Source organism: Gordonia insulae, assembly GCF_003855095.1.
GTDB lineage: Bacteria > Actinomycetota > Actinomycetes > Mycobacteriales > Mycobacteriaceae > Gordonia > Gordonia insulae.
Window position 1 is genome coordinate 5,510,884 of the sequence record NZ_CP033972.1, and the last position, 24,240, is coordinate 5,535,123.

General features: G+C 67.9%; 29 protein-coding genes. 20 read left to right on the forward strand and 9 right to left on the reverse strand.

Translation table 11 applies throughout. The features are described from left to right. Positions 1-58 precede the first annotated feature (58 nt). Entirely contained in the window at positions 59-406 is a 348-nt protein-coding gene (locus D7316_RS24800) for an iron chaperone (RefSeq protein WP_124710623.1), read from the reverse strand. Between the two features lie 5 nt (positions 407-411). Further along, positions 412-888 carry a MarR family winged helix-turn-helix transcriptional regulator gene (locus tag D7316_RS24805; protein ID WP_124710624.1) on the reverse strand — a complete coding sequence of 159 codons (477 nt, stop codon included), beginning with the start codon at positions 886-888 and terminating at the stop codon, positions 412-414. 71 nt (positions 889-959) lie between these two features. Between D7316_RS24805 and D7316_RS24810 the strand changes: the two genes are divergently transcribed. The 9 genes from D7316_RS24810 to truA all read left to right on the forward strand — a co-directional run bounded on the left by D7316_RS24810 (position 960) and on the right by truA (position 7,174). Further along, entirely contained in the window at positions 960-2,156 is a 1,197-nt protein-coding gene (locus D7316_RS24810; protein WP_124710625.1) for an FAD-dependent monooxygenase, read from the forward strand. Positions 2,157-2,427: 271 nt separating this feature from the next. Continuing rightward, positions 2,428-2,649 (forward strand): translation initiation factor IF-1, encoded by a 222-nt coding sequence (gene infA, locus D7316_RS24815; RefSeq protein ID WP_005170487.1) that lies wholly within the window; start codon positions 2,428-2,430, stop codon positions 2,647-2,649. 75 nt (positions 2,650-2,724) lie between these two features. Next, positions 2,725-2,838, forward strand: a complete 114-nt coding sequence (rpmJ, locus tag D7316_RS24820) for a 50S ribosomal protein L36 (RefSeq protein ID WP_005207978.1) — start codon at positions 2,725-2,727, stop codon at positions 2,836-2,838. A gap of 193 nt (positions 2,839-3,031) precedes the next feature. Continuing rightward, positions 3,032-3,400: a 30S ribosomal protein S13 gene (rpsM, locus tag D7316_RS24825; RefSeq protein ID WP_124710626.1), complete on the forward strand. Its 369-nt coding sequence runs from the start codon at positions 3,032-3,034 to the stop codon at positions 3,398-3,400. Continuing rightward, a complete protein-coding gene (gene rpsK, locus D7316_RS24830; protein WP_124710627.1) occupies positions 3,400-3,807 on the forward strand; it encodes a 30S ribosomal protein S11 in 408 nt (135 codons plus the stop codon). Before rpsM ends, rpsK begins: the two co-directional genes overlap by 1 nt. 24 nt (positions 3,808-3,831) lie before the next feature. Beyond that, positions 3,832-4,437, forward strand: a complete 606-nt coding sequence (gene rpsD, locus D7316_RS24835; protein WP_124710628.1) for a 30S ribosomal protein S4 — start codon at positions 3,832-3,834, stop codon at positions 4,435-4,437. Positions 4,438-4,515: 78 nt separating this feature from the next. Next, positions 4,516-5,568, forward strand: a complete 1,053-nt coding sequence (locus D7316_RS24840; protein WP_124710629.1) for a DNA-directed RNA polymerase subunit alpha — start codon at positions 4,516-4,518, stop codon at positions 5,566-5,568. Between the two features lie 62 nt (positions 5,569-5,630). Further along, on the forward strand, positions 5,631-6,281 hold the full coding sequence (gene rplQ, locus D7316_RS24845) for a 50S ribosomal protein L17 (RefSeq protein WP_124710630.1): 651 nt from the start codon (positions 5,631-5,633) through the stop codon (positions 6,279-6,281). An 11-nt stretch (positions 6,282-6,292) separates the two neighbouring features. Beyond that, positions 6,293-7,174, forward strand: a complete 882-nt coding sequence (gene truA / locus D7316_RS24850) for a tRNA pseudouridine(38-40) synthase TruA (RefSeq protein ID WP_124710631.1) — start codon at positions 6,293-6,295, stop codon at positions 7,172-7,174. A gap of 22 nt (positions 7,175-7,196) precedes the next feature. Here the strand turns inward: truA and D7316_RS24855 are convergent, their stop codons facing one another. Genes D7316_RS24855 through D7316_RS24865 form a run of 3 tightly spaced genes read right to left on the reverse strand, consistent with a single transcriptional unit; the run spans position 7,197 to position 10,285 of the window. Further along, on the reverse strand, positions 7,197-7,901 hold the full coding sequence (locus D7316_RS24855; RefSeq protein ID WP_232017070.1) for a TetR/AcrR family transcriptional regulator: 705 nt from the start codon (positions 7,899-7,901) through the stop codon (positions 7,197-7,199). A gap of 46 nt (positions 7,902-7,947) precedes the next feature. Next, positions 7,948-8,886: a shikimate dehydrogenase gene (locus D7316_RS24860; protein ID WP_124710632.1), complete on the reverse strand. Its 939-nt coding sequence runs from the start codon at positions 8,884-8,886 to the stop codon at positions 7,948-7,950. A 40-nt stretch (positions 8,887-8,926) separates the two neighbouring features. After that, positions 8,927-10,285, reverse strand: coding sequence for an MFS transporter (locus D7316_RS24865; RefSeq protein ID WP_124710633.1), 1,359 nt, complete (start codon positions 10,283-10,285; stop codon positions 8,927-8,929). Positions 10,286-10,510: 225 nt separating this feature from the next. On the opposite strand from D7316_RS24865, the gene D7316_RS24870 reads away from it, so the two are divergent. Then, a complete protein-coding gene (locus tag D7316_RS24870) occupies positions 10,511-12,457 on the forward strand; it encodes a sugar phosphate isomerase/epimerase and 4-hydroxyphenylpyruvate domain-containing protein (protein WP_124710634.1) in 1,947 nt (648 codons plus the stop codon). Between the two features lie 26 nt (positions 12,458-12,483). Here D7316_RS24870 and D7316_RS24875 read toward each other — a convergent pair whose 3' ends face one another. Next, positions 12,484-13,101 (reverse strand): TM2 domain-containing protein, encoded by a 618-nt coding sequence (locus tag D7316_RS24875; protein WP_124710635.1) that lies wholly within the window; start codon positions 13,099-13,101, stop codon positions 12,484-12,486. Positions 13,102-13,225: 124 nt separating this feature from the next. Beyond that, the gene (locus D7316_RS24880; RefSeq protein WP_124711564.1) at positions 13,226-14,227 is read right to left on the reverse strand and encodes an alpha/beta fold hydrolase; all 1,002 of its coding nucleotides are present in this window, start codon (positions 14,225-14,227) and stop codon (positions 13,226-13,228) included. A gap of 348 nt (positions 14,228-14,575) precedes the next feature. Here D7316_RS24880 and D7316_RS24885 point away from each other — a divergent pair, with 348 nt between their 5' ends. Beyond that, positions 14,576-15,253 carry a DedA family protein gene (locus tag D7316_RS24885; protein ID WP_124711565.1) on the forward strand — a complete coding sequence of 226 codons (678 nt, stop codon included), beginning with the start codon at positions 14,576-14,578 and terminating at the stop codon, positions 15,251-15,253. Positions 15,254-15,260: 7 nt separating this feature from the next. On the opposite strand, the gene D7316_RS24890 is transcribed toward D7316_RS24885, so the two are convergent. Both D7316_RS24890 and D7316_RS24895 read right to left on the reverse strand, forming a co-directional pair. Next, entirely contained in the window at positions 15,261-16,685 is a 1,425-nt protein-coding gene (locus tag D7316_RS24890; RefSeq protein WP_124710636.1) for a MinD/ParA family ATP-binding protein, read from the reverse strand. A 176-nt stretch (positions 16,686-16,861) separates the two neighbouring features. Beyond that, a complete protein-coding gene (locus D7316_RS24895) occupies positions 16,862-18,082 on the reverse strand; it encodes a CaiB/BaiF CoA transferase family protein (RefSeq protein ID WP_124710637.1) in 1,221 nt (406 codons plus the stop codon). A gap of 334 nt (positions 18,083-18,416) precedes the next feature. Here D7316_RS24895 and D7316_RS24900 point away from each other — a divergent pair, with 334 nt between their 5' ends. From D7316_RS24900 to D7316_RS24940, 9 genes are all read left to right on the forward strand, one after another. Further along, entirely contained in the window at positions 18,417-18,812 is a 396-nt protein-coding gene (locus D7316_RS24900) for a hypothetical protein (RefSeq protein WP_232017071.1), read from the forward strand. 13 nt (positions 18,813-18,825) lie between these two features. After that, positions 18,826-19,152 carry a YbaB/EbfC family nucleoid-associated protein gene (locus D7316_RS24905; RefSeq protein ID WP_124710638.1) on the forward strand — a complete coding sequence of 109 codons (327 nt, stop codon included), beginning with the start codon at positions 18,826-18,828 and terminating at the stop codon, positions 19,150-19,152. Positions 19,153-19,309: 157 nt separating this feature from the next. After that, positions 19,310-19,618, forward strand: a complete 309-nt coding sequence (locus D7316_RS24910; RefSeq protein ID WP_124710639.1) for a type VII secretion target — start codon at positions 19,310-19,312, stop codon at positions 19,616-19,618. Positions 19,619-19,668: 50 nt separating this feature from the next. Further along, the gene (locus D7316_RS24915; RefSeq protein WP_124710640.1) at positions 19,669-20,964 is read left to right on the forward strand and encodes a hypothetical protein; all 1,296 of its coding nucleotides are present in this window, start codon (positions 19,669-19,671) and stop codon (positions 20,962-20,964) included. Between the two features lie 39 nt (positions 20,965-21,003). After that, positions 21,004-21,309: a PE family protein gene (locus D7316_RS24920; protein ID WP_124710641.1), complete on the forward strand. Its 306-nt coding sequence runs from the start codon at positions 21,004-21,006 to the stop codon at positions 21,307-21,309. Between the two features lie 79 nt (positions 21,310-21,388). Beyond that, the gene (locus D7316_RS24925; RefSeq protein ID WP_124710642.1) at positions 21,389-22,438 is read left to right on the forward strand and encodes a PPE domain-containing protein; all 1,050 of its coding nucleotides are present in this window, start codon (positions 21,389-21,391) and stop codon (positions 22,436-22,438) included. Between the two features lies 1 nt (position 22,439). Then, positions 22,440-23,309: an ESX secretion-associated protein EspG gene (locus D7316_RS24930; RefSeq protein ID WP_124710643.1), complete on the forward strand. Its 870-nt coding sequence runs from the start codon at positions 22,440-22,442 to the stop codon at positions 23,307-23,309. Between the two features lie 123 nt (positions 23,310-23,432). After that, complete coding sequence (locus D7316_RS24935; RefSeq protein ID WP_124710644.1) at positions 23,433-23,759, forward strand: WXG100 family type VII secretion target; 327 nt, start codon at positions 23,433-23,435, stop codon at positions 23,757-23,759. A gap of 44 nt (positions 23,760-23,803) precedes the next feature. Then, the gene (locus tag D7316_RS24940; protein WP_124710645.1) at positions 23,804-24,100 is read left to right on the forward strand and encodes a WXG100 family type VII secretion target; all 297 of its coding nucleotides are present in this window, start codon (positions 23,804-23,806) and stop codon (positions 24,098-24,100) included. Positions 24,101-24,240: the final 140 nt, after the last annotated feature.

Below are 24,240 nucleotides of genomic sequence, written 5' to 3' on the forward strand. Positions count from 1 at the left end.
CCAGGCGAGAGGCCGGATCGACCGGTCACCGGGCAACCGGATCGCCCACGCCGTCGGTTCAGTGCGGCTCGATCTCATCCAGGCGGGCGGTGACCATCGCGCGGATCGCGTCGTCGGGGAGCGGTGCGTCGGGCTGGAAGCGGATCGTGCCCTTGGCGAGGTCGAATCCGTCGAGCATCGGCGCCGCCGCCGACACCGCCGCCGGGCTGAACGGGTAGACGCCGATGTGCCCCTTGGCCCGCATCACCGACAGCAGCGGTTTGTCACGGTGGACCAGGGCGGGCATGCCGTAGCCCGTGCCCTGCCGCGCGTCGGGGACGAGGTCCCGGGCGATCGCATAGACCCGCTCGACCGCCGTGCGGTCGTCGGGGTCGAGGCCGGCCAGATAATCGTCGACGGTGCCCATCGTTCCTATTCTCCCTTCCGATCACTCCGGGTTGTCACGCGTTCGCGATGACGATCGGTGAGGTCGGACATCGCATCGAGCAGATCGCGCAACGTGTCGAGCTGCGCGATCGTGTAGTCGTCGAACAGCCCCTGCCCCTCGGTGACCATCGGCCCGTAGGCCGCCCAGACCTGCTCCCGCCCTTCCTCGGTGAGCTCGACGAGGACCCGCCGCCGATCCGTGGTCGACGGGACACGGCGCACGAATCCCTTGTCGGCGAGGCGATCGATCAGCGCGGTGGTCGCGGCGGGCCGCAGTCCGGTGGCGACGGCGAGTTCACCGGCGGTTCGCGGTGCCTCGCTCAGCCAGTCGAGGCAGCGGAGGTCGGCCGGACCGACCCCGAGGCGTCGGCCGACGGCATCGTCGAAGGACTGCACCGTGCGCTGATAGTGCTGCAACGCATGGCCGACATCGTCCATCGCCGCTTGACGGAGGCGGGCCATGGTGGTTTCCTTTCGAAATACAAAAGATTCGATTTCCGAATCATACGGGTTTCGTACGAAGGGATTCTGACATGCTGGCAGTGGTGGTGGGTGGTGGAATCGCCGGTCCGGCGACCGCGATGGCGCTGCAGGCCGTCGGGGTGGACGCGGTGATCCTGGAGGCGCGGGCCGCGGGCCGCCGCGGCGGCTCATGGTTCACCATCTCGCCGAACGGGCTGGCCGCCCTCGCCGCCATCGACGCATTGGACGTCGTGCGCGGGCTCGGAGTACCGACGCGCACCAACGTGATGATGGGGGCGACCGGGCGGGAACTCGGCGTGCTGCCCCTCGGAGCGCCCCTCGACGACGGCACTCCCGCCCTCTCGTTCCGGCGTCCCGACTTAGCGGCCGCCCTGCTCGACGAGGCGCGGCGACGGGGGATCGAGGTGCACGACGCGGCGCGGGCGGAGTCGGCGACGACCACCCCGGACGGTGCGACGGTGGCGGTGGCCGACGGGCGACGGTTCGAGGCCGATCTGGTGATCGGTGCGGACGGTATCCACTCCGTCGTACGCGCGGCGATCGATCCGGACGCGCCGGCAGGTCGCTACGTCGGCCTGACCAACTTCGGCGGGATCACCCGCGACACCCCGATCGCGTCGACCCTGCCGCCGGACTCCTGGTACTTCGTCTTCGGTCGTCGAGCGTTCTTCGGGGCGTTGCCGACGCCGGCGGGCGACGTCGTGTGGTTCGCCAACGTGCCGCGGGAGCCGATCTCACCGGCCGAACGCGCTGCCACACCCGTGGACCGGTGGCAGGAGATCCTCACCGACCTCGCCACAGGAGACCACGGTCCGTTCGCCGAGCTGATCGGTGGCGGGGAGCTCGAGCTCGTCGCCGACAACACCTATGACATGCCATCGGTGCCGGTGTGGCATCGCGGTCGGCTCGGGCTCGTCGGAGACGCGATCCACGCACCCGCGCCGAGTTCGGGGCAGGGAGCATCGATGGCACTCGAGGACGCGGTCGAGATGGCGTCGTCGATCGCTGCCGCGGACTCCGTCACGGGCGGATTCGCCGCGTTCGAGGCGACGCGACGCGCGCGTGTGGAGAAGGTGGTGGCGGTCGGTGCGCGTGCGAGCAGCACCAAGACTCCGGGCGGTCTGCGTCGGGTGGTCAACGACGCCGTGATGCGCCTGGTCTTCCGCTACGCGGTCACCGAGCGGTCGCAGGCGTGGATGTTCGATCACCGGGTCCGGCTGGATCCCGTCGGCGGCGCCGGGACGTGACGGTCTCCGCGCTGAACCGGCTGCTCCTGGCGGTTTGGACTGTTCTGCCTGTTCGCGTAACATAGAACGTCGGTGTGCGTCGCACGCCGGTCCTTGCGTGTCATCCGGCCGTGTGCCGCTCGACGACGAGGGTCGACGAGCTTGCACTCCGATGGAACCGGTCAGCCGATTCGGTGCCATCACACTAACGGATAAACACGGTTTCAACCGGGCTTCCCACGCAGGTCAGCATCGCGTACGCCCGGGTGAGCAGCCAAGGATCGCGGAGGACATGGCGAAAAAAGACGGGGCCATTGAGGTCGAGGGACGAGTCATCGAACCCCTGCCCAATGCGATGTTTCGCATTGAGTTGGAGAACGGTCACAAGGTTCTCGCCCACATCAGCGGCAAGATGCGGCAGCACTACATCCGCATCCTGCCCGAGGACCGGGTCGTCGTGGAACTCTCGCCCTACGACCTCGGTCGTGGGCGCATCGTTTATCGGTACAAGTAAGACTTCCCCGGAACACGGGAAAGAACAACCGACGGGCGCGGCATTGTCGTGCCCGACATTCAAGGAGAAGCCGACGTGAAGGTTCAGCCGAGCGTCAAGCCGATCTGCGAGAAGTGCAAGGTGATCCGTCGTAACGGTCGGGTCATGGTGATCTGCGAAAACCTGCGCCACAAGCAGCGTCAGGGCTGATCACGGCAACCCTCCGGGTCGCTTGAAGGACAACTGAATACCAGGAAGCCCTCCCAGCACCAGCGTCGACACACGCGTCGGCGCCCACCTTCGGTTCAGAGGCCGAAGCCCGAGAGGCCGGACACAACGGTCCGGCAACAGTTTCGGGACGGACTGGGAGCAGACCTCTGAAAATGAAAAGGAAATCCGCCACATGGCACGTGTTGCTGGTGTGGATCTCCCCCGCGAAAAGCGGCTGGAGATCGCACTGACCTATATCTACGGAGTTGGACGTACCACCTCCAAGGAGATCCTCGAGGGTACCGGCCTGTCCGCCGACCTTCGGGCCAAGGATCTCACCGACGCAGACGTCGCAAAGCTGCGTGAGTACATCGAGGCCTCGGTGAAGGTCGAAGGTGACCTGCGTCGCGAGGTGCAGGCCGATATCCGTCGCAAGATCGAGATCGGCTGCTACCAGGGCTTGCGCCACCGTCGTGGCCTGCCCGTCCGCGGACAGCGCACCAAGACCAACGCCCGCACTCGTAAGGGCCCGAAGAAGACCATCGCCGGGAAGAAGAAGTAATGCCTCCTAAGTCACGTAGCGCAGGCCCCAAGAAGGGCGCACGCCGTCGCGATAAGAAGAACGTCCCGCACGGCAACGCACACATCAAGTCGACGTTCAACAACACCATCGTGTCGATCAGCGACCCCAACGGCAACGTCATCAGCTGGGCGTCGTCGGGTCACGTCGGCTTCAAGGGCTCGCGCAAGAGCACCCCGTTCGCGGCTCAGCTCGCGGCCGAGAACGCTGCACGCAAGGCCCAGGAGCACGGCGTCAAGAAGGTCGACGTGTTCGTCAAGGGACCGGGTTCGGGTCGCGAGACCGCCATCCGGTCGCTGCAGGCAGCCGGCCTCGAGGTCGGCACCATTTCCGATGTCACCCCGCAGCCGCACAACGGTTGCCGTCCGCCCAAGCGGCGTCGGGTCTAGCGGGAAAGGGAGGAACTAGAAACCATGGCTCGTTATACCGGCCCCGCAACAAAGAAGTCCCGTCGTCTTCGCGTCGATCTCATCGGCGGCGACCAGGCGTTCGAGCGTCGCCCCTACCCGCCCGGCCAGCACGGCCGTTCGCGGATCAAGGAGAGCGAATACCTGCAGCAGCTGCAGGAGAAGCAGAAGGCCCGCTTCACCTACGGAGTGATGGAGAAGCAGTTCCGTCGCTACTACGAAGAGGCCAATCGGCGCACCGGCAAGACCGGTGATCAGCTGCTGCAGATCCTCGAGACCCGTCTCGACAACGTCGTGTACCGCGCCGGCCTGGCCCGGACCCGTCGTCAGGCCCGCCAGATGGTCACCCACGGACACCTCACCGTCAACGGTGTGAATGTCGATGTGCCCAGCTACCGCGTCAGCCAGTACGACATCATCGACGTCCGTCCGAAGTCGCTGCAGACCGTGCCGTTCCAGATCGCCAAGGAGATCCAGGGCGATCGTCCGGTTCCCGGTTGGCTGCAGGTGGTCCCGTCGACCCTGCGCATCCTCGTGCACAACGTGCCCGAGCGCGCGCAGATCGACGTCCCGCTGCAGGAACAGCTCATCGTCGAGTTCTACTCGAAGTAAACGCCCGACAGCTCATCTGCTGTTCGGTTCACCCTCGAGGCCGTCAAATAGCGGGCGGCCAAAGGAGAGAAACACGAAATGCTCATCTCACAGCGACCCACCCTCACCGAGGAGATCATCGCCGACGACCGGTCGAAGTTCGTCATCGAACCTCTCGAGCCCGGTTTCGGTTACACCCTCGGTAACTCGCTTCGGCGTACGTTGCTGTCGTCCATCCCGGGCGCGGCGATCACCAGCATCCGCATCGACGGCGTGCTCCACGAGTTCACCACGGTCCCCGGGGTCAAGGAGGATGTCACCGACATCATCCTGAACCTCAAGGGCCTCGTGGTCAGCTCCGAAGAGGACGAGCCGGTCACCATGTACGTCCGCAAGCAGGGTCCGGGCACCGTCACCGGCGCCGACATCGTGCCCCCGGCCGGTGTCACCGTGCACAATCCTGATCTGCACATCGCCACCCTGAACGACAAGGGCAAGCTCGAGATCGAGCTGGTCGTCGAGCGGGGCCGTGGCTATGTGCCGGCCGTGCAGAACAAGGCGTCGGGTGCCGAGATCGGCCGCATCCCGGTCGACTCGATCTACTCGCCGGTGCTCAAGGTGACCTACAAGGTCGAGGCCACCCGTGTCGAGCAGCGCACCGACTTCGATCGGCTCGTGCTCGACGTGGAGACCAAGAACTCGATCACCGCTCGGGACGCGCTCGCTTCGGCGGGCAAGACCCTGGTCGAGCTGTTCGGGCTCGCCCGGGAGCTCAACGTCGAGGCCGAGGGCATCGAGATCGGGCCGTCGCCGGCCGAGGCGGATCACATCGCGTCGTTCAGCCTGCCGATCGAGGATCTCGAGCTGACCGTCCGGTCCTACAACTGCCTCAAGCGCGAGGGTGTGCACACCGTCGGCGAGCTGGTTGCCCGGACCGAGTCGGATCTGCTGGACATCCGCAACTTCGGTCAGAAGTCGATCGACGAGGTCAAGGTCAAGCTGCACGCGCTGGGTCTGTCGCTCAAGGACAGCCCGGCCAGCTTCGATCCGTCGCAGGTGGCCGGTTACGACCCGGCGACCGGAACGTGGTCGGATGACGCGTCGTTCGACGCCGATTCCGGTGAGGATTTCGCGGAAACCGAGCAGCTGTAAAGGCTGTCATCCAAACCCTGACTTCCGGTCGAGAGATCGTGAGTTTCTTCTAGGAGAAGACAATGCCCAAGCCCACCAAGGGTGCCCGTCTCGGCGGGTCGGCCAGCCACCAGAAGGCGATGCTGGCGAATCTCGCCACGTCGCTCTTCGAGCACGGCCGCATCACCACCACCGAAGCGAAGGCGAAGCGGCTGCGCCCGTACGCCGAGAAGCTGATCACCCACGCGAAGGCCGGTTCGCTGGCTCATCGTCGTGAGGTGATGAAGGACATCCGTGACAAGGATGTCGTGCACACGCTGTTCGCGGAGATCGGTCCGTTCTTCGCGGAGCGTCCCGGCGGCTACACCCGCATCATCAAGACCCTGCCGCGCAAGGGCGACAACGCCCCCATGGCAGTGATCGAGCTGGTGCGCGAGTCGACCGCGAGCAGCGAGGCCAGCCGCGCAACCCGCGTCGCGGCCTCCAAGAAGGCGGCCGAGGACAAGCTGGAGGCGACCGAAGAGGTTGTCGCCGAGCCTTCGGACGCCGGGAGCGAAGCGAGCGGGTCCAGTGTTGCCGACGCCGACGCCGAGAACGTGGTGGAGGCCGTGGAGGCCGACGCCACCGACGCCGAGGTCGAGAACGCCGACGCTGTTGCCGAGGCCATCGATGACCAGTCGAGTGCGGCGACGGCGGATGACGCCGCAGCCGACGAGAAGAAGTCGGACGACTGAGTCCACAGCAGTTGTCAGAACCCGCCGTCACCGCATCAGGTGACGGCGGGTTCTGTCGTTTGCGCCTCGACGTCTCCTACGACGGCACCGACTTCGCCGGCTGGGCCCGGCAGATCGGCCAGCGGACCGTGTGCGACACGCTGGAGTCGACGCTGTCGACGGTGTTGCGGGTGCCGATCCGGCTGACCGTCGCCGGACGCACCGACGCGGGCGTACATGCCACGGGCCAGGTCACGCACGCCGACGTCGCCGAGTCGGCGCTGGACACCCGGTCCATCGCCGGTGACCCGTCCCGGCTCGTGGGCCGGCTCGCCAAGATGCTGCCCGACGACGTCCGGGTGCGGCGGATCGAGCGGGTGACCGATGACTTCGACGCCCGGTTCTCGGCATTGCGCCGCCACTACGTGTACCGGCTCACCGACGCCCGCTGGGGAGCCGAGCCGGTGGATGCGCGCACCACCGCGACGTGGTCGCGGCCGCTGGATGTCGAAGCGCTCAACGTGGCCTCGCGGAGCCTGGTGGGGCTCAACGACTTCGCCGCGTTCTGCCGGCGCCGCGAGGGGGCCACCACGATCCGCGATCTGCAGCGATTCGACTGGACCGTCGACTCCGACGGCGTGTTCATCGGCCGGGTGAGTGCTGACGCCTTCTGCTGGTCGATGGTGCGGTCGCTGGTCGGTGCGGTGGCCAGCGTCGGCGACGGTCGGCGTGACATCGAATGGTGCCGCGGGCTGCTGGGCGAGACCGAACGCAACAGTCGCATCCCGGTCGCCGAGGCGCGTGGCCTGTGCCTGGTCGGGGTCGACTACCCGGCCGCGGGCGACCTCGCCGCCCGCAACGAGATCACCCGCGACGTCCGGACGTCATCGGGTGGGGGCTGCTGCGGCGGCTGAGCCGCGCGCGGCCGACCGCGGGTCAGGTCGCCGTCGGTGGGATATCGGCTCCGTCGATGTCCGGGGCTTCGGTGAGGTCGACGAGCTCGGTGCCGAGATCCGTGAGGAATGCGACAATCATGTCGCCCAACATCTTTCGCTGACCGGGGCGTTGATCGGCGGCGGTGAGGTCGCGGCCGAACAATGTCTTGAACGTGTAGCGGTTGGCCACCCGGAAGAAGCAATAGCTGCTGATGGCCAGGTGCACATCGAGCGCGTCGACGTCGGTGCGGAACAGACCGCGGTCGCGGCCCACCTCGAGGATGCGACCGAGGATGTCGACGGCTGGGCTGCCCAGCTCCTGGACCGCGGCCGAGTTCTTGATGTGGGCGCCCTTGAGGATGTTCTCGCCCGCGACGATGCGGATGAAGTCGGGATTGCGGTCGTGGTGATCGAAGGTGATCTCCGCGAGCTGCCGGATGGCGGTGACGGGGTCGTCCTCGATGTGGCTGACGCGCTGTTCGAGGCGACGGATCTTGCCGTAGGAGGTCTCCAGGACGGCTTGGTAGAGACCGTCCTTGTCGCCGTAGTAGTAGTAGATCATCCGCTTGGTGGTGTGGGTCTTCGCGGCGATCTCGTCCACCCGGGCGCCGGCATAGCCCTTGTTCGCGAATTCCTTGGTGGCCACGGCGACGATGTTCGCCTTGGTGCGTTCGCTGTCGCGGCGGCGGACGGTCTCGGTGGTCACCTGATGAACTCTATCGTTCGTTCATTGCCGGCGCCGTCCTCGACGGTCACGCACTCCGCGGCACGGCGGCGTCCTCGGCGGCGATCAGATCACGGATGTGGCGCGTCATGCGCGCGGCGTCGGGCTCGATGCCGTGGAACAGATGCAGCGCGTCGACGGCCTGATGGACGGCCATCCCGTCGCCGGTGAGGGTACGTGCGCCGACTGAACGTGCGTTGGCGATCAGTTCGGTGACGACCGGCCGGTAGACGACCTCGGCGACCCAGAGATCCGCACGCAGGGTGCCGGCCGACACCGCCATACCGGGGTGCGCGGCCATCCCGATCGGGGTGGCATGGACGAGACCGTCCGCTCGCGCGATCAGCGTGTCGGCGTCGTCGACGCCGCCCGCGGTGACCGTCGTGTCGACGAACAGCGGCCGCAGCGACTCGGCGAGCGCCCGGGCCCGCACGGGGTCGGCGTCGACGATGTGGAATCGCCCGACCCCCCGCGTCAGCATCGCGTACGCGACCGCCGCACCTGCGCCGCCCGCGCCGAGTTGGACGACGGCCGAGCGCGAGACGGGGTCGGGACTCTCGTCGCCGAATCCGAGGTCGAAGTTGCGTGCGAATCCCGACCAGTCGGTGTTGTGGCCGATGCGGCGGCCGTCGTCGAACACCACCGTGTTGACGGCCCCCAATCGCTCGGCCCCGGGCGACAGCTCGTCGAGGAGATCGAGCACACGCTGTTTGAACGGATGGGTGACGTTGAGTCCCCGCATGCCGATCGCCTGCGCGCGGTCGAGGACCGCGCCGAGGTCGAAGGTCGGTGCGTCGGCGGGCGGAACGTCGAGGACGAGGTAACTGTGGTGTAGCCCGTGAGCCGCGGCCTCACGTTCGTGCATCGGTGGTGTCAGGGAGTGCGAGATGCCCTGCCCGACCAGAGCGCAGACTGTTGCTCCCTCGTGGATTCGGCTTGCGGCGGTGGCGAACTCGGAGTGGAACATGAGTCTCTCTCGTGGTCGGGCAGGGCGATGAGCGGGACGGTCAGGCCGGCGAGCCGTTGAGCACGCGTCGCTTCTCGGCGGCGTCGGGTGCGGCGGGCCGCACACCGAGCTGCATCGTGTCGGTCTTGTGGGTCTCCACCGCCGTGGATGCGGCCGCTGCTGCGATCAGGGCGCAGACCGCGACGACGATCGCGACCGGGACCCAGCCCATGCGGCCGTCACCGAGGATCGCCGCGGCGATGAGCGGCAGGAAACCACTGCTCATGAAGCCGATCTGCGTACCGATCGCGACACCGGAGTAGCGGACCTGGGCGGGGAACATCTCCGCGTAGAACGACGGCCAGATGGCGTTGGCCGCAGCGTAGACGAACGACTGGATGACCAAGGTGGAGAACAAGATCACCCAGAAGGAGCCGGTGGTCAGCAGGAACAGGTAAGGGAAGGCGAGGACTGCGCAGCCGACCGCTCCGCCGATGAAGATCGGCTTGCGTCCGATGCGATCGGATGCGAGGCCCCACAACGGCTGGGTGAACAGCATGGTCAGGTTCGCCACGACGCTCACGATCAGCATCGAACTCTTGGAGACCTCGAAGTCGTCGGTCGCGTACTTGAGCGCGAAGGTGGAGAAGAGGGTGCTCATGGTCGAGATCAATGCGCAGGCGATCACGCGCAGCAGCGGACGCCAGTGATTGCGCAGCAGGTTGAACAGCGGGATCTGGGAGACGCCGTCGGCGTCTTCGAGGGCCTCGAAAACCGGGGTCTCGGGCATGGTCCGTCGGATCAGATACGCGACGATCATCACCACCGCGCTGAACAGGAACGGGATGCGCCAGCCCCAGCTGAGCAGTGCGTCCTCGGGCAGCGCGGCCACCGGGATGAACGCCAGGGTGCCGACCAGCAGACCGGCCTGCGTGCCGTTGAGGGTCCAACTGGCATAGAACGCACGCTTGCCCGAGTCGGAGTGCTCGACGGTCAGTGAACTCGCGCCGGATTGCTCGCCGGCGGCGGACAGGCCCTGCAGGAGGCGCAGGGACACGAGAGCGATGGGTGCGGCGATGCCGATGGTGTTGTAGTCGGGCAGGCAGCCGATCAGGAAGGTGGCAGCGCCCATCAGCAGCAGGGTGAACACCAGCACCCGTTGGCGCCCGATGCGATCGCCGAAGTGGCCCAGGATCACCGCGCCGACGGGGCGTGCGACGTAGGCGACGCCGAAGGTGGCGAAGGCGGCGAGAGTTCCTGCGCCCGAGCTGAACTCGGGAAAGAAGATCTTGTTGAACACCAGCGCTGACGCGGTGCCGAAGATGAAGAAGTCGTAGTACTCGACAAGGCTGCCCATGAAGCTGGCCAGCGCGGCCTTGCGCGGCGCCGGCGCCGGCAGGTCGTGATGGGTGGTGGTCATCGGTCCTCCAGGTGTGGTGGGCGCCACCACGTGGGCGGCGTGTGACTGAGACTACAAAGGTCTTCATTCATCGTCAAGACAACTAACCAGATAGTTCATAAAAGTTCCATAGATGCAGGTGGTGGCACCGCAAAAGCGAACTGTATTCACTCGACATGGACTCGCTAATGAACTGTTTGGTACATTTACGCCCACAGTGTCCGACGTCACTCCCGGAGGTTGACGATGACCACAGCCACCACCACATCGACCGCGACGGCAGCCGTACCCGTGAATCGGGGGGACCGTCTGCCACCCACCGCCATCGCCACGGTGTGTCTGTCGGGCACCCTCGACGAGAAACTGGATGCGGCTGCGGAGGCCGGCTTCGACGGAGTGGAGATCTTCGAACCCGATCTCATCGCCGCGCCGGCGGGGCCGCGCGAGGTCGCCCGGGCAGCCGCCGATCGTGGGCTCTCCATCGATCTCTATCAGCCGTTCCGCGACCTCGACAGCACCGTCGACGACCGGTTCGCGCGTAATCTCGTCCGGCTCGAGCGAAAGTTCGATCTGATGGACGACCTCGGCTGCGATCTGCTGCTCGTGTGCTCGTCCCCGCTCGATACGGCGGTGGTCGACGACGACAGGCTCTGCGAACAGCTCGCGACCGCCGCGGACCTCGCGGCCGAGCGCGGCAAACGGCTGGCATACGAGGCGCTGGCGTGGGGGAGGCACGTCAACGACTATCGTCATGCCGCGCGACTCGTCGACATGGTGGGCAATCCGGTGCTCGGGAACTGCCTCGACAGCTTCCACATCTTGTCCCGCGACGACGACCCGGCCGGTATCGCGACGATGGCGCCGGACTCGATCTTCTTCCTTCAACTCGCCGACGCGCCGAAGCTGCAGATGGACGTGCTGCAGTGGAGTCGACATCACCGGTGCCTGCCCGGGCAGGGCAACTTCGACCTGGCCGGATTCATCCGGGCGGTGCAGGCGGCCGGATATCGAGGTCCGTGGTCCCTCGAGGTGTTCAGTGACCTGTTCCGTCATGCCGACGCGGGACGTACCGCGCGTGACGCCCGCCGGTCGCTGCGTTACCTGGCCGAGTTGGCCGGTCACGATCCCGCCGGAGCCGAGTTGCGCCGGGTCACCGGCGACGTCGTCTCGGTACGGGTCGCCGCCGGGCCGGTGATGGCTCCGAAGGTGGCGGAGACGTTGTCGCACATCGGTTTCGATCTGCAGGGCGTCGACAGCGAGACGGGTCTGCGGCTCTATCGTGATGCCGACATCGCGGTCGTCGTCGATGCGACCGCCGGTACCGTGTGGACGGCGCCGGGCCTGCCCGCCGACATGCCGTCGATCGCCCAGATCGGTATGCGCAGCGACGATCCGACCGCGTGGACCGATCGGGCTGCCGCGTTCGATGTCCCGGTCGCCTCGGTGGCCGCGCCGGGAACCGTCTCGACCGGCGACGAGGTGGTGCGCCTCGAGGTGACCGACACGCTGGCCGTCGATCTCCGCGCCGTGGTGTCCGCGGCTGAGTGGCAGCAGCGGTTCGACCTGGTGCCACGGCAGCCGGAGCCGCCGTCGCACCTCTTCGACGGCGTCGACCACGTCGGCATCGGGATCGCCACCGCCGACTGGGAGGGCGCGATGCTCTTGTTGCGCTCGGTGTTCGGCATGCACGTCGACGACGGCCTCGACGTCCCGGACGCGGTCGGCACGATGCGCAGCCAGGCCCTGACGATGCCCACCGCATCCGGATCGACCGTGCGGATCGTGGCATCGATGGTGCCGAGCCAGCTCGACGCGCACGGTCCGCTCCGTCGACGCGGTGGCCTGACGCACGCGGCGTTCGCCTGCGACGACATCGTCGATGTGGCACGAGCGTGCCGATCCCGCGGGCTGCGTGCACTCTCCATCCCCGACAACTACTACGACGACCTGCGGGCGCGATACGACCTGCCCGAGAACATGATCGAGCAGATGCGCGATCTGGACATCCTCTACGACAACGACGGGCACGGCGGAGAGTTCCTGCACTTCTTCACGCCGACCATCGGAGAAGACCTGTTCTTCGAGGTCGTCTGCCGTCGCAACGGATATCGCGGGTACGGCGAGGTGAACTCACCTGTGCGGGTGGCGGCCGAACTGCACCGCCGGGCCGTCGAGGAGGCGGGCGGCCGGTAGCCGGGCCGGGCGGTCGAGCGATCAGGTCAGGAACGCAGGGGTAGTCCGTTGCGGTCCCGGACGCTGCCGGTCAGCATCATGATGCCGTCGATCAGTGCCCAGAGGCCGACACCCATCAGGATGAACAGTCCGACGATGAAGATCGCGGTGACCCAGCCGATGATGGTGAGCGCCAACTGTATTCCGCCGGTCTGGTTGTCGCCGATGTAGAACCGGCCCACCCCGAGGCTGCCGAGGAAGATCTGCAGGAGACCGGCGACGATCTTGGACTTGTCCGAGTACGGGAGACCGGACGACGGGTCCCGGCCGAACGGTGCGGAGGGATCCATCCCCGGATAGGCGGACCCGTAGGCGCCGTACGGCTGAACTCCGCCCGGCGGCACCCCGTAACCGTAGGGCTGCTGCTGTCCGTACCCCGTCGCCCCGAACGCATTCGGGTCCGCCGGATACGGGTTCGGCTGGGCGTAGGGGTCGGCCTGCGCATACGGATTGGGCTGCACGTACGGATTGGCCTGCGCATACGGATCGGCCTGGGCATACGGATCCGCCTGCGGGTTCGGCGCGCCCTGCGCGTACGGGTCACCAGCGCCGTGGGACTGGGGATCGCGATAGGGGTCGTTCGGGTTCGGTCCCGGGTAGCTCATCGCCACATCATCGCACGCCGGTCCGAGGACGGGGGAGACGTCGTTCGGCCGACCGGCGGCGCGGTCACCGTTCCCCGTCGCTTCGCTCGCCCGGTCAGCATTCCCCGTCGCTTCGCTCGCCCCGTTACGTGGCGCTTCGCTCGTCCTCGATGGCCTCGAGCACGGCCTCGACGGTGTCCTCGTCGCCGGTGAAGTCCTGCGGACGCTGCCCCTCACTCATCAGGTGTCGCCAGTTGGCTGGATCGAACATCACGGCCTCGTTGCCTTCGATGAAGTCGATGATGACCTTCGTGAAGTGTTCCGGGTCGCTGTGGAACGGGAAGTGCCCACAACCGGCGAAGGTGACCAGTTCGGAGTGCGGAATCGCCGAGTGCGCGAGTTGCGCGTGGTGATAAGGGATCACCGTGTCCTCGTCGCCCCAGATCAGCAGGACCGGGAGGCGCTCGGTGAGATAGCAACGATCCATCATCGTGACCACCTGGCCACGCCAATCCACCACTGCGCGCAGCGTGCGCATGAATGCCTGGGATGCGGTCGGGTCGGCGAGATCGCCGAGCACCCGGACCAGATCCTCGTGATCGTTCAACATCCGCCGCGGTGAGACGCCTGCGGGGATACCGGGGACGTGTGGGGCGGCCGCCAGCGTCCGGGCCGCTCCGCGCAGCGTCGGCATCACACCCGGCACACGCAGCAGGGTGAGGATCTCGTGCGCCACCGGCATCGTCACGAGTCGGAGCGCGGGATGGACCTCGCGGGTCACGCCGCCCGCGGCCACCAGGACCAGACGTTCGACAAAGCGGGGGAACTGATAACAGAACTGCATGGCGACACCGCCGCCGAGCGAGTGGCCGACGACGGTGACCTTGCTGTGGCCCAGGACGACCAGCAGGTCGCGCATGCCGTTCGCGAAAGCGGGAACCGAGTAGTCGGCGCGCGGCTTCTCCGAGCGGCCGTGCCCCAAGAGGTCGGGGGCGATGACCGTGTAGTGCTGCGCCAGGGTGGGGATGATGTCGTCCCACGTCGACGAGTTGTCGCCGATGCCGTGGATCAACAGCAGTGCGGGTCCACTGCCCGCGATGCGATAGGCGCGGCGATAACCGTGGATGGTGTGGTACTCGATGCGCATCTCGGTGTCGGTGACGGGCCGCAGCGCCGGGGTCTTGCCGGACTGGGTTCGGGCGCGACCACGCGAACTCGAAGTGGGCGGGTGCGTACTACCGGACACGGTGGCTCCTCGTGATCACGTCTGCGTGATGTCTCGGGCTGCGGCTTCTGCTGCGGCGTCGGCCGCTGGGCGGTGTATGCCGACCGACGCTGGTGCCGACATCCTTACCCCCGAGTAAACCGTACGTTGGCACATCTCGCCCAAGATGTTGCATCGAGTTAACCTCGGCACGAGATCACACTCCACGGACCCATGAACAGGTGGTTCGCCGACCGCATATCGCCGTCGGCGTCACTAGGCTGGACCATGATGAATCCGTTCGATGTCGACACCTTCCTGACGACCGGTGGACTGATCGGGCTGTGCATCCTGATCTTCGTCGAAACCGGCCTGCTGATCGGATTCGTGTTTCCCGGCGACTCGGTGCTGTTCACCGCTGGTGTGCTTGCGGCGCAACCCGATCCGTTCGCGCCGCTGTGGCTGCTCTGCGTCGCGGTGCCCGCGGCCGCCATCGTCGGCGATCAGGTGGGCTACCTCATCGGCAGACGGCTCGGGTCGAGCGTCGTCGAAGGTCGGCTGATGTCCTGGATCGGACCCGAACCGCTGGAGAAGACCCACCGGTATTTCGAGCGATTCGGCGCGCTCACGGTCTTCTTCGCACGCTTCGTCGGGATCGTTCGGACGCTCACGCCGCTGGTCGCCGGATTCACCCGCATGCCGTACCGGACATTCACCCTGTTCAGCGTGCTCGGCAGTATCACCTGGGCCGCCGGGATCATCCTGCTCGGGCACTCACTGGGACAGGTCGCGATCATCCGGGACCACATCGAGGTGTTCATTCTCGCCTCGGTGCTCACCGTCCTGATCCCGACCGCGATCCATGTGGGGCGTCGCTGGCGCACTGTCCGGCGGAGTCGCGCAGCCCAGGCCGGGCGGCCACCTCACCCAGGGAAGGACGAGGCCGTCTCCGACGAGCCGCCGAGATGACGCCGACTCACTGGTAGAAGGGCTCCTCCCGCTCCGACGACGCCGCCGTGAAATCGTCGGCGATGGTCGCCGCGAGCTCGGCGAATGCCTGCCGGGTCTGCTTGCTGACGAGGTCGAGGTCCACGTCGGCGCCCTCGGAGAGGTGGTCGTCGAACGGGATCTCGTGTACCGCGCGGCAGCGCGTCAGGAAGTGCTGACTCAGTGCGGTGGTGTCGATGGTCGACGCCCCCGGCCGAGAGGAACTGAGCACCACCACTGCGCGTGAGACCAGGTGGCCGAACCCGTGGGCCTCGAGCCAGTCCAGCGTGGCCCCGGCACTCCGGGCGCCGTCCATGGCCGGCGAGCTGACCAGGATGATGGCGTTCGCCAGGTCGAGCACTCCGTTCATCGCGGAATGGCTCAGCCCCGTTCCGCAGTCGGTGATGATGATGTTGTAGAACCGTTGCAGGATGCGCATGACCCCGCGGTATTCTTCGTCGCTGAATGCCTCGGCCATCGCTGGATCACGTTCGGAGGCAAGGACTTCGAGTCGACTCGGGGCCTGCGAGGTGTGCGCGCGGACGTCGGAGTAGCGGTAGACGTTCGGGTCCGCGAGCAGATCGCGGACCGTGGATCGGGTCTGCTGCGGGACGCGCTGCGCGAGGGTGCCCAGGTCCGGGTTCGCGTCGACCGCGATGACCCGGTCGCCCCGCAACGAGGCGAAGGTCGAACCCAGGCCCACCGTCGTGGTGGTCTTGCCGACGCCGCCCTTCAGCGAGAGCACGGCGATCCGATAGTCGCCCCGGACCGGCCGGTTCACCCGCTCGAGCAGATGCTTGTACTCGAGGTCTGCGGCTGATTCGCCGGGGTTGATCGCGCCCGCCGAGATCGTGTGCACGGCGCGTCGCCACCCGCGACTCGGCGCTCGTCGGGCCTTGCGGATGAGGGCTACCTCGTCGAGTGCCGGGCCCGAATGCGGGTCGCCGTAGCCCGGCGGGTTCATCGGATAGCCACCGCCGTACGGGGCGCCGGTGCCCATCGGCTGTGGTGGCAGGTGTCCGGGCGGTCCCGGTGGCGGGCCCTGCCGGGGATAGGGGGGCTGCGGTGGCGCCGGGGGCGGTGGCATCTGCTGCGGTGCCATCTGAGGCGGCATGCCCTGCGCGTACTGCGGCGGGATGCCTTGCGGGACCTGCGTTTCGGTCCGGTCCACGGGGCCACCGTCGAGGTGTGCGGATGTGGGTCCGGGCGTCGGCGGGCGGGTGGCGGCGTGATCGGGTCGGGTCGCCTCCACCGGCGGTTGGGTCGGGTATGCGGACTGTTCTCGAGACGGTGCGGTGGGTTGCGGCGCCTCGGATGGCTCGGGCTCGGCGACGTGTGGTTCGGCGAACTGGAGCCACGGCGGGGGCGCCGGCACACCGGAATTGTCCAAACTCCCGGAGTCGTCGTACGTCATGCGGAATGGTCCCCCTGTAGATGGTTCGATGGCGTGAATCCATCGTCGACCGGGAGTCTACCGAAGCCACTCGGCGGCGCAGAACTGCACGGGTGTCCCGTCGGGGCGCTGACCTGCCCCGTTCGGTGTTCCGTCCAGATCGCCGGAGTCAGGTGCGCGGGCCGGATCGGGCTGCGTCAGATGACGGCCCGGTCGGCGAGATCGGCCAGGGTGACGTCGTCGAGCCCCAGGAGGTCGCGGTAGACCTCGTCGTTGTGTGCCCCGGGGCGGGGAGGCCCGGCGGTGCGGACGCTGCCCGGCGACTCGGACAGCTTCGGCACGATCCCGGGCCCCAGCACGTCGCGCCCCAGGCGTTCGTCGTGATGGGGAACCATCATGTCCCGGGCCAGCATCTGGGGATCGCGCACCACCTCGGCCACCGTGTTCACCGGTCCCACCACCACACCGGCGGCACCGAGCAGGGTGATCAGTTCGTCGCTGGAATGACGGACCGCCCAATCGGCGATGATCCCGTCGAGTTCGTCCTGGTTCACCCCACGGGCCGAATGGTCGGCGAATCGCGGGTCGGTGGCCAATTCGGGTTGCCCCATCGCGGCACACAGTCGCCGGAACACCGTGTCCTGGTTGGCGGCGATCACCACGCGGAGACCGTCCGCGGCCTGATAGAGATTGGACGGCGCGATGCCGTCGAGCCGGGTACCCGACGGACCGCGGACGACGCCGGCGAGATCGTAATCCGCGATCGTCGACTCCTGCACCGCGAGGCAGGCCTCGGTGAGGGCCGTGTCGACCACCTGTCCGCGGCCGGTCACGGTGCGCCGGTAGACCGCGGCCAACGCGCCCTGCGCCGCGAACATCCCGGCGAGCGTGTCGCCGAGCGACAGTGCCAGCCGGGGCGGCGCCTCACCTGGGTAACCGTTCAGATAGCGCAGGCCGCTCTCCGCCTCGGCCACCGACGCGTAACCGGCGCGACCGGCCGCGGGTCCGGTCTGCCCGTAACCGGACACCCGGACCAGGATGATGCCCGGATTTCGTACCGCCAGCACGTCATAACCGAGGTCCCATCGTTCGAGGGTGCCGGGACGGAAGTTCTCCACGATGATGTCGGACCGGTCGACGAGGTCGAGGAAGATCTCGCGGCCGGCCGCTGCACGCAGGTCGAGCGTGATCGCCTTCTTGTTGCGGGCGTGCGTGGTCCAGTACACGCGTTCCCCGTCGACCTCGGCCTGGCCCCACGTGCGGATCGGGTCCGGCGAGCCGGGCGCCTCGACCTTGATGACCTCCGCGCCCATGTCGCCGAGGAGGCGCCCGGCGAACGGGCCGGCGATGAGCGTGCCCAGTTCGAGGACGCGGAGACCGTCGAGGGCGCCCGTGGGGGAGACGTCGGTGTTCCTCACCCTGCCAGCATTGCCGATCGTGTTTCACTGGGTCCGCGCGGGTCGGGTCGGCGATGCTCGCATGTCGCCGTCCGGCACGCCACGTCGGGGTTCTCCTCTCATTCGTTCGAACGAGGGGAAACGCGGGTGTTGTGTGGTCGGCCCAATGTCGTTGTGGCAGGATCTGTGCAGGTCGATCGGTACCGGTGTGTACCCGCGTCGACCCGGGGAGGTACCGGCGCGGATTCCGCGTCGTCTGCACGGTCGGTCGGGGGCCCGAATGCATTCCGTCGGATCGAGTGGAACCGATGGCGGTCGCGTTGCGTCCAAATGTCATGAAGGGGGTCGGATGGCGATGAACGCACGAGGTCACAGCGGGTGGGATCACTCCCGCGCACACACTCCCGCGGTTGCGCAGGACGGTGTGGACGCGCACGCGTTGTCCACCGCGCGTTCCCGATCGGGTTCGCTCGCCGTCGTCACCACGCAGCAGGGTCTGCCGGTATCGGTGCGGATCGACAACTCGGCCCTGGCCAAGGACCCGGCGGTGCTCGCCGGTGAGATCCTGCGCCTGTGTCAGCAGTCGGCGATGGCTGCCGGAATCCGCTTGCGCGAACAGTTGATCGACTCCGGTGTCGGCCGTGATGTCGTCGACGCGATGAAGCTGCCGCGCTCCGACGACCTGGCCCGCGCCGAGCAACTCGACGACCACGACCTCGACGCGCCGTCGTCGTGGCTGCGGTCGGTGTGAGGAGCGGGACGCCATGAGCTGGGCGATGGATGAACTCGAGGCCCGCGCCAATGCGCAGTTGAACGGGCTATACGAACTGAACGAGAGATACGCGGCGATCAGTGTGCGCGAGACGTCGGCCGACGACCTGGTGACCGTCGACGTCGACGGTGTCGGTGCGTTGACCGGTCTGTGGCTGGCGCCCGGCGCCAACGAACTCGGCGGCACCCGTCTCGGTGAACTGATCGTCGCCACCGCGGCATTGGCGGCGCAACGTGCCTTCGCCAAACGGGCGTTGATCACCGAGGAGTTCAACGAGTCGTTCGCCGAGCTGCTCGACTCGCGCCCCCGTGGTGACTGAACGCAGTGGTGACTGAACGACGTGGTGACCGACCGCAGAGACCGGGTCGAGAAATCGACCAGAAGACGATGGAACCTGATCGACACCTGGTGCGTCTGAAGTAGCAAGTGCATCGGGAGAAGTGGAAACCGACGGCCGTGAACGGGAGGGAACAGCGATGAGCGATGTGACGGTTGTGCCAGAGGTGGTCGAGGCGTTCGGCGCGACGAGTGCGGCGATGTCGACCGCGGTCGGGGCCGCCGGCTCGATCAATGCGGCGGCGAACACCGCGGTGATGATCCCGGTGTTCGGTCTCATCGGGCAGGAATTCCTGGCGTCGTTCATCGTCGCCCAGGCCAATCACCTGATGTCGGTGGGCAATCTGGCGGCCGTCCATGCGGGCAGCGCAGCGGCGACGTTTGCCGGACTCGCCCAGTTCGATGCCGAGGATGGCGCGGCCGGCGCCGCGATCCGATCGGTCCTGTGACCGGGTCGCCCGTACCCGGCCTTCCGGTCGGGATCCCCGATGTGCCCGCCATGACCCACATGACGGTGCAGGAGATGATCGATGCCTCACCGATCGGACCCATCCTGGACACGTCGGTCGCCGACGTCCTCGCCGGTCACGGACTGCCCGGCCTGCCTGCACTGCCACCACCCACGATGGGCCCACTGCCCGGTCTGCCACCGCTGCCGCCGCTGGACCTCGGTCTGCTGATCAAGCCGTTGACCGATCTGCTCGGGGGCTTCGGCACCGGCGACCTGTCGGCCGGCGACTTCGACCCCTCGGCGATCTTCCAGAGTTTGTCGAAGGTCCTCGAGACCACGATGTCGATGGGTTCGGGGGCGGTCAAGGCACTCGACAAACTGTGGACCGGAACCGCGTCGACAGCCGCGGTCGGGAAGTCGGCGGTCACCACAGCCGACACGGCCAACGTGACCACGCAGGGCACCGGGATGTCGTTCGACATCCAGGCGGCTGCGGGCATCGTCGGGGCGGGATTGGCTGCGGTACAAGCGATCATCGCTGCGACGATCGCGAAGATCTCCGCGACGATCCCGCTCATCATGACCCCGTTCGGTCAGGGCGCGGCGGTCGGCTTCGCGACCGAGGGCCTCGCCGAGGCCACCACGCAGGTCGCCGTGACGCGTGCGCAACTGCTCGGACCCACCGCGAAGATGACCACGAACGGTGCGCAGGTGCCGGTGACCGGCGCCCCGACGCCCGGTGCGGCCGCCCAATCGCCGTTTGCGGTGGCCAGCGCGGTCCTCGACGGTGCGTCGCCTGCGGTGTCGTCGGCGACCGAGTTGCCGTCGATGATCGCGTCGCCGGTCAGCAGCATGCTGTCGGCCACCAAGACCGATCCGTTGACGGGTCGCACCGACGTCACCCCGAAACCCAAGGGCCCCGGTGGCCCCGGCCCGGGCGGCGGAGGAGCCAAGGGCCATGCAGGGGGTGCGGGTGGATCCATCGGTGCGGTGTCCGCTCCGTTGGCGGCTCGCCCGTTCATGAGTGCCACCCCGGGAATGACGGAGCCGGCGGGATACAGCCCGCAGACGACCCCGCGTGCCACCGTCACCCCGACCGGCGCGGTCCCGGGGTCGATGGCCCCGATGGGCGGCGCGGGAACCGCGCGGGGCGCCGGTGCGTCCAATGAAGAACATCAGGTGCCCGACTACCTGGTGACCGAGGACAACGGACAGCAGGTTGTGGGGGATGTGCCCGACGTGGTGCCCGCCGTGCTCGGACACGAGGAGGCGCAGGTGGACACGACGTCGTCGCCCGACATCGAGCTCCGGTTGGGACCACCCGGACCCGCCACCGATTCCTGACACCAGAACCGCCGCGAAGACCGACCCGAACGAGGAGACATGACCGAATCGCAGCTGAATGTCGATCCCGCAGAGCTGATCTCGGCGGCGAGCCGTCTCGACGGGCTCGCCGACCGGTTGGCGCACTCGCTCGGCGCGGTGACCCCCGCGCTGACCGTGCGCGCGGCCGGACGCGACGAGGTGTCGCAGACGTCTGCCGCGTCCTTCACCGCGGTCGCCGAGTCGTTCACCGAGGACTCTGCCCGCGGCGTCGAGGAGCTTCGCAAGATCGCTGCGGTCCTGCGTGCCCAGGCCGGCGGGTTCACCCGCGGTGAGGACGACGCCGCGGCGGCATTCCGCCTCTGACGACCGACCGCACGGCGAGATCCACCATCGCCACACCCACCATCGCGACACCCGTCATCGGACGAGAAGGGAGATTGACATGACCGGTTTCACCGGCGTCGTCTGGGACGCACGTACCACCGAGCAGCTCGCCCTCGACCTCGGTGACGGCGCGGGCCCGGCGCCCCTCGTCGAGGCCGGACTCGCCTGGGCCGATGTGGCCGCCGAACTGGGCTCGGCAGGTGCGGAGTACGGGTCGATCCTCGCGGCCCTCGGCGTGCACTGGCGGTCGTCGTACACCAGTGAGGCGTTCGAGAAGCTGACCCGCCTGGTGCCGTGGTTCGCCGAGGCGGCCGCGGCAGCCGGCCGGACCGCGGCACGCGCCGAGACTCAGGCGGCCGCGGTGACCGTGGCGCGCATGACGATGCCCAACCTGGCCGAGGTGGATCTGGCCGAGAAGGCCAAGGACGTGGCGACCACGGTGAGCGCGCTCGCGCCCGCCCTCGTCGGCGCCGCTGCGCAGGCCGAACGCGCACTGCACGACCAGCGGATGCGGGCCGCGCGGGTGATGGAGACCTACGAGGCGGCCACCGAACCCGCCGCCCAGCCGTGGCCCGGCGGTCCCGCGGCGCCGAACCTGGTGTCGGCGACGGCACTCGGTGCGGAGCGCGCCGCGCGCGAGACCGCGGCCCGGGCCGCGGCTCGGCAGGCGACCGTCACCCCGCCGGTCGCGCCGGGGGCGTCGATGATGGGCGGAGTGGGGCCGGCTCTTGCGGTCCCGGCACCGGAGAAGACGCGGTATGCACCGACGATCCTGGCCGGTGCCGGCCCGGCTGCCACCACCGCGCCGGTGACCGCGCCGTCGACCGGAACCGGAACGCCGACCGGACCGGTTGCGCCGCCCATGGCCCCGCACGGGGCTGCGACGACCGAGCGTGTCATCGCGCGTGGGGCGGGTGCGGCCGAGCCGGCGACCGACGTCGAGCCGTCCGGGGCGGCCGCAGCTGCCGACGGCACCGCCACCTGGGCCGAGCTGGCCGTCGCCGAACAGCCTGTTGCGCACCATCTCTCGACCGGACACGGTGACCGACCGCTCGACCCCAGGTATCTCGACGAGACCCTCGCTCTCGACGGTCGGACGGGGGCCTGACATGTGGAGTGTGACAGCGGAACCCGCGACGGTCCTCGGCGTGCCGGAACTCCTTCGCCTCGGTGAACTCGTCGGCGTGCAGACCTGGCCGGTCGTGCTCGACCTGTGGCGTACACACGACGACGCCGACGAACTGAACGCGGTCGCGGCGGCGGCCGATCGCGAGATCCATGGCCGCGGGCTGATGGAGGGCGGTGAGCCGTCGGCGTGGGTGGCCGCGGCGCTACGGGTGCTGTCGGCGCCCGAGCGCCAACTCGAGATCCGCATCGTGTCCGATGCCGATGCCGATGCCGATGGCGACGGGGATGGGGATGGCGCGGCCGGAGACGGCCGACGCGCCCCAGAAACCGTGCGGATCTGCTTGGCGCGCAACGGTCATGACCACGTCATCGCGCGTCGCGAAGGCGGGCAGATCGGATTGCGACACCTCGACGTTGCCGCCGAATCCGAGCTGGGGGCAATCGTCGCGCGAGAGTTTCCGCCGGCGGATGGTGCGACGTTCGGCGGGTTCAGCGCCCCGGCCGACGAGCTCGCCGCGCGTCTGGCCACCTGCGTGAGCTCGAACGACGTCGCGGATGCGCTGCACGCGCTCGGCGCGACGAGTTCCGATGCGGTCGCCCTGGCGGCGGGACTGACCAGCGCCCACGCCAGGTCGGAGATCGTCGCGGTCTCCTGGACCGGCGGGACGAGTACACAATCTTCTGGTGCATTGGCGATCTTCGACACCGATCGGGGTCGGATCGTCGCCAGTCCCAGCAAGTCTCCGGACGGACGGGTGTGGACCACCCTCTCCCCGGGTAGCGGTCACCGCATCGGACAGGCCGTCGGCCTGCTGATCGAGACCCTGCCCGAGGGGCGGTGGATGCCGTGAACCGGGCGGGGGAAATGTCAGGGTATCTCTGTCGTCGACGCCGGGAGCGTCGCGCGTGGGCCACTGTCCGCGGATACCACCCGAGCATCGCCGTGCGGTGCCGTTACACAGGAGGAAACAAGCATGACAGGTGCAAACTCGGGATTGAATCTCGATGTGGTTGCCGCGCAGGCATCGTCGCAGTCGATCAGCGGGATCGTTGAGACGATGCGCGGCATTCTCCGGCAGGTCCAGAGTTCGGCGGACAGCGGGATGGGATCGTGGGGCGGTTCGGCCGCGAAGTCCTACAACTCCACGCAGACCGACTGGAGCGCCACGGCCGCCAAGCTGCAGGCCGCTCTCGACGAGATCGAGGGCAAGTTGACCACCGGGTTCAAGGGATACGCCGAGCACGACGAAGATCTCGCGCAGACGATCGCCGCCAGCACCGGCGGACATCTCACCATCTGAATCCCGCCCGCACACACCCCCTTCGATCAACCCGAGGAGCTCTCATGTCCGAACCCATCAAGTACGACTTCGCCGGTCTCGACACCCTTTCCGGCGACCTGAACCGCCACTTCGGTGCACTGGGTGAACTGTCCGATCAGCTGAAGAGTGAGGTCACCAAGCTCAGCGGCAACTGGACGTCCCCGGAAGGCGCCGAAGGCTACCGCGTCGCGCAGGCGCACTGGGACAAGCTGTACGAGGAAGCCCGCATGCAGCTCGGCGGCCTGGGCCGGGGCGTCTCGAATGCCTCGGAGCGGATGGCGCACACCGACAAGTCGGTCGGGGCCACCTTCCACGCCTGATCGCCATCACGAGAGCCCACCCCGATCTTCCCCGCGGTGGGCTCTCGTCGTCTGTGCTGATCGCACTCGGCCCCAGTTGAGTCCCGCCCAGTGGAGTCCTGCCCAGTGGAGTCCCGCCCAGTGCAGTCCCACGCAGTGGA

Excerpts from the sequence above, each read along its gene's own strand:
- D7316_RS24800 (WP_124710623.1), bottom strand. The coding sequence starts at position 406 with ATGGGCACCGTCGACGATTATCTGGCCGGCCTCGACCCCGACGACCGC.
- D7316_RS24805 (WP_124710624.1), bottom strand. The coding sequence starts at position 888 with ATGGCCCGCCTCCGTCAAGCGGCGATGGACGATGTCGGCCATGCGTTG.
- D7316_RS24810 (WP_124710625.1), top strand. The coding sequence starts at position 960 with ATGCTGGCAGTGGTGGTGGGTGGTGGAATCGCCGGTCCGGCGACCGCG.
- infA (WP_005170487.1), top strand. The coding sequence starts at position 2,428 with ATGGCGAAAAAAGACGGGGCCATTGAGGTCGAGGGACGAGTCATCGAA.
- rpsM (WP_124710626.1), top strand. The coding sequence starts at position 3,032 with ATGGCACGTGTTGCTGGTGTGGATCTCCCCCGCGAAAAGCGGCTGGAG.
- rpsK (WP_124710627.1), top strand. The coding sequence starts at position 3,400 with ATGCCTCCTAAGTCACGTAGCGCAGGCCCCAAGAAGGGCGCACGCCGT.
- rpsD (WP_124710628.1), top strand. The coding sequence starts at position 3,832 with ATGGCTCGTTATACCGGCCCCGCAACAAAGAAGTCCCGTCGTCTTCGC.
- D7316_RS24840 (WP_124710629.1), top strand. The coding sequence starts at position 4,516 with ATGCTCATCTCACAGCGACCCACCCTCACCGAGGAGATCATCGCCGAC.
- rplQ (WP_124710630.1), top strand. The coding sequence starts at position 5,631 with ATGCCCAAGCCCACCAAGGGTGCCCGTCTCGGCGGGTCGGCCAGCCAC.
- D7316_RS24860 (WP_124710632.1), bottom strand. The coding sequence starts at position 8,886 with ATGTTCCACTCCGAGTTCGCCACCGCCGCAAGCCGAATCCACGAGGGA.
- D7316_RS24865 (WP_124710633.1), bottom strand. The coding sequence starts at position 10,285 with ATGACCACCACCCATCACGACCTGCCGGCGCCGGCGCCGCGCAAGGCC.
- D7316_RS24870 (WP_124710634.1), top strand. The coding sequence starts at position 10,511 with ATGACCACAGCCACCACCACATCGACCGCGACGGCAGCCGTACCCGTG.
- D7316_RS24875 (WP_124710635.1), bottom strand. The coding sequence starts at position 13,101 with ATGAGCTACCCGGGACCGAACCCGAACGACCCCTATCGCGATCCCCAG.
- D7316_RS24880 (WP_124711564.1), bottom strand. The coding sequence starts at position 14,227 with ATGCGCATCGAGTACCACACCATCCACGGTTATCGCCGCGCCTATCGC.
- D7316_RS24885 (WP_124711565.1), top strand. The coding sequence starts at position 14,576 with ATGAATCCGTTCGATGTCGACACCTTCCTGACGACCGGTGGACTGATC.
- D7316_RS24890 (WP_124710636.1), bottom strand. The coding sequence starts at position 16,685 with ATGACGTACGACGACTCCGGGAGTTTGGACAATTCCGGTGTGCCGGCG.
- D7316_RS24900 (WP_232017071.1), top strand. The coding sequence starts at position 18,417 with ATGAACGCACGAGGTCACAGCGGGTGGGATCACTCCCGCGCACACACT.
- D7316_RS24905 (WP_124710638.1), top strand. The coding sequence starts at position 18,826 with ATGAGCTGGGCGATGGATGAACTCGAGGCCCGCGCCAATGCGCAGTTG.
- D7316_RS24910 (WP_124710639.1), top strand. The coding sequence starts at position 19,310 with ATGAGCGATGTGACGGTTGTGCCAGAGGTGGTCGAGGCGTTCGGCGCG.
- D7316_RS24915 (WP_124710640.1), top strand. The coding sequence starts at position 19,669 with ATGACCCACATGACGGTGCAGGAGATGATCGATGCCTCACCGATCGGA.
- D7316_RS24920 (WP_124710641.1), top strand. The coding sequence starts at position 21,004 with ATGACCGAATCGCAGCTGAATGTCGATCCCGCAGAGCTGATCTCGGCG.
- D7316_RS24925 (WP_124710642.1), top strand. The coding sequence starts at position 21,389 with ATGACCGGTTTCACCGGCGTCGTCTGGGACGCACGTACCACCGAGCAG.
- D7316_RS24930 (WP_124710643.1), top strand. The coding sequence starts at position 22,440 with ATGTGGAGTGTGACAGCGGAACCCGCGACGGTCCTCGGCGTGCCGGAA.
- D7316_RS24935 (WP_124710644.1), top strand. The coding sequence starts at position 23,433 with ATGACAGGTGCAAACTCGGGATTGAATCTCGATGTGGTTGCCGCGCAG.
- D7316_RS24940 (WP_124710645.1), top strand. The coding sequence starts at position 23,804 with ATGTCCGAACCCATCAAGTACGACTTCGCCGGTCTCGACACCCTTTCC.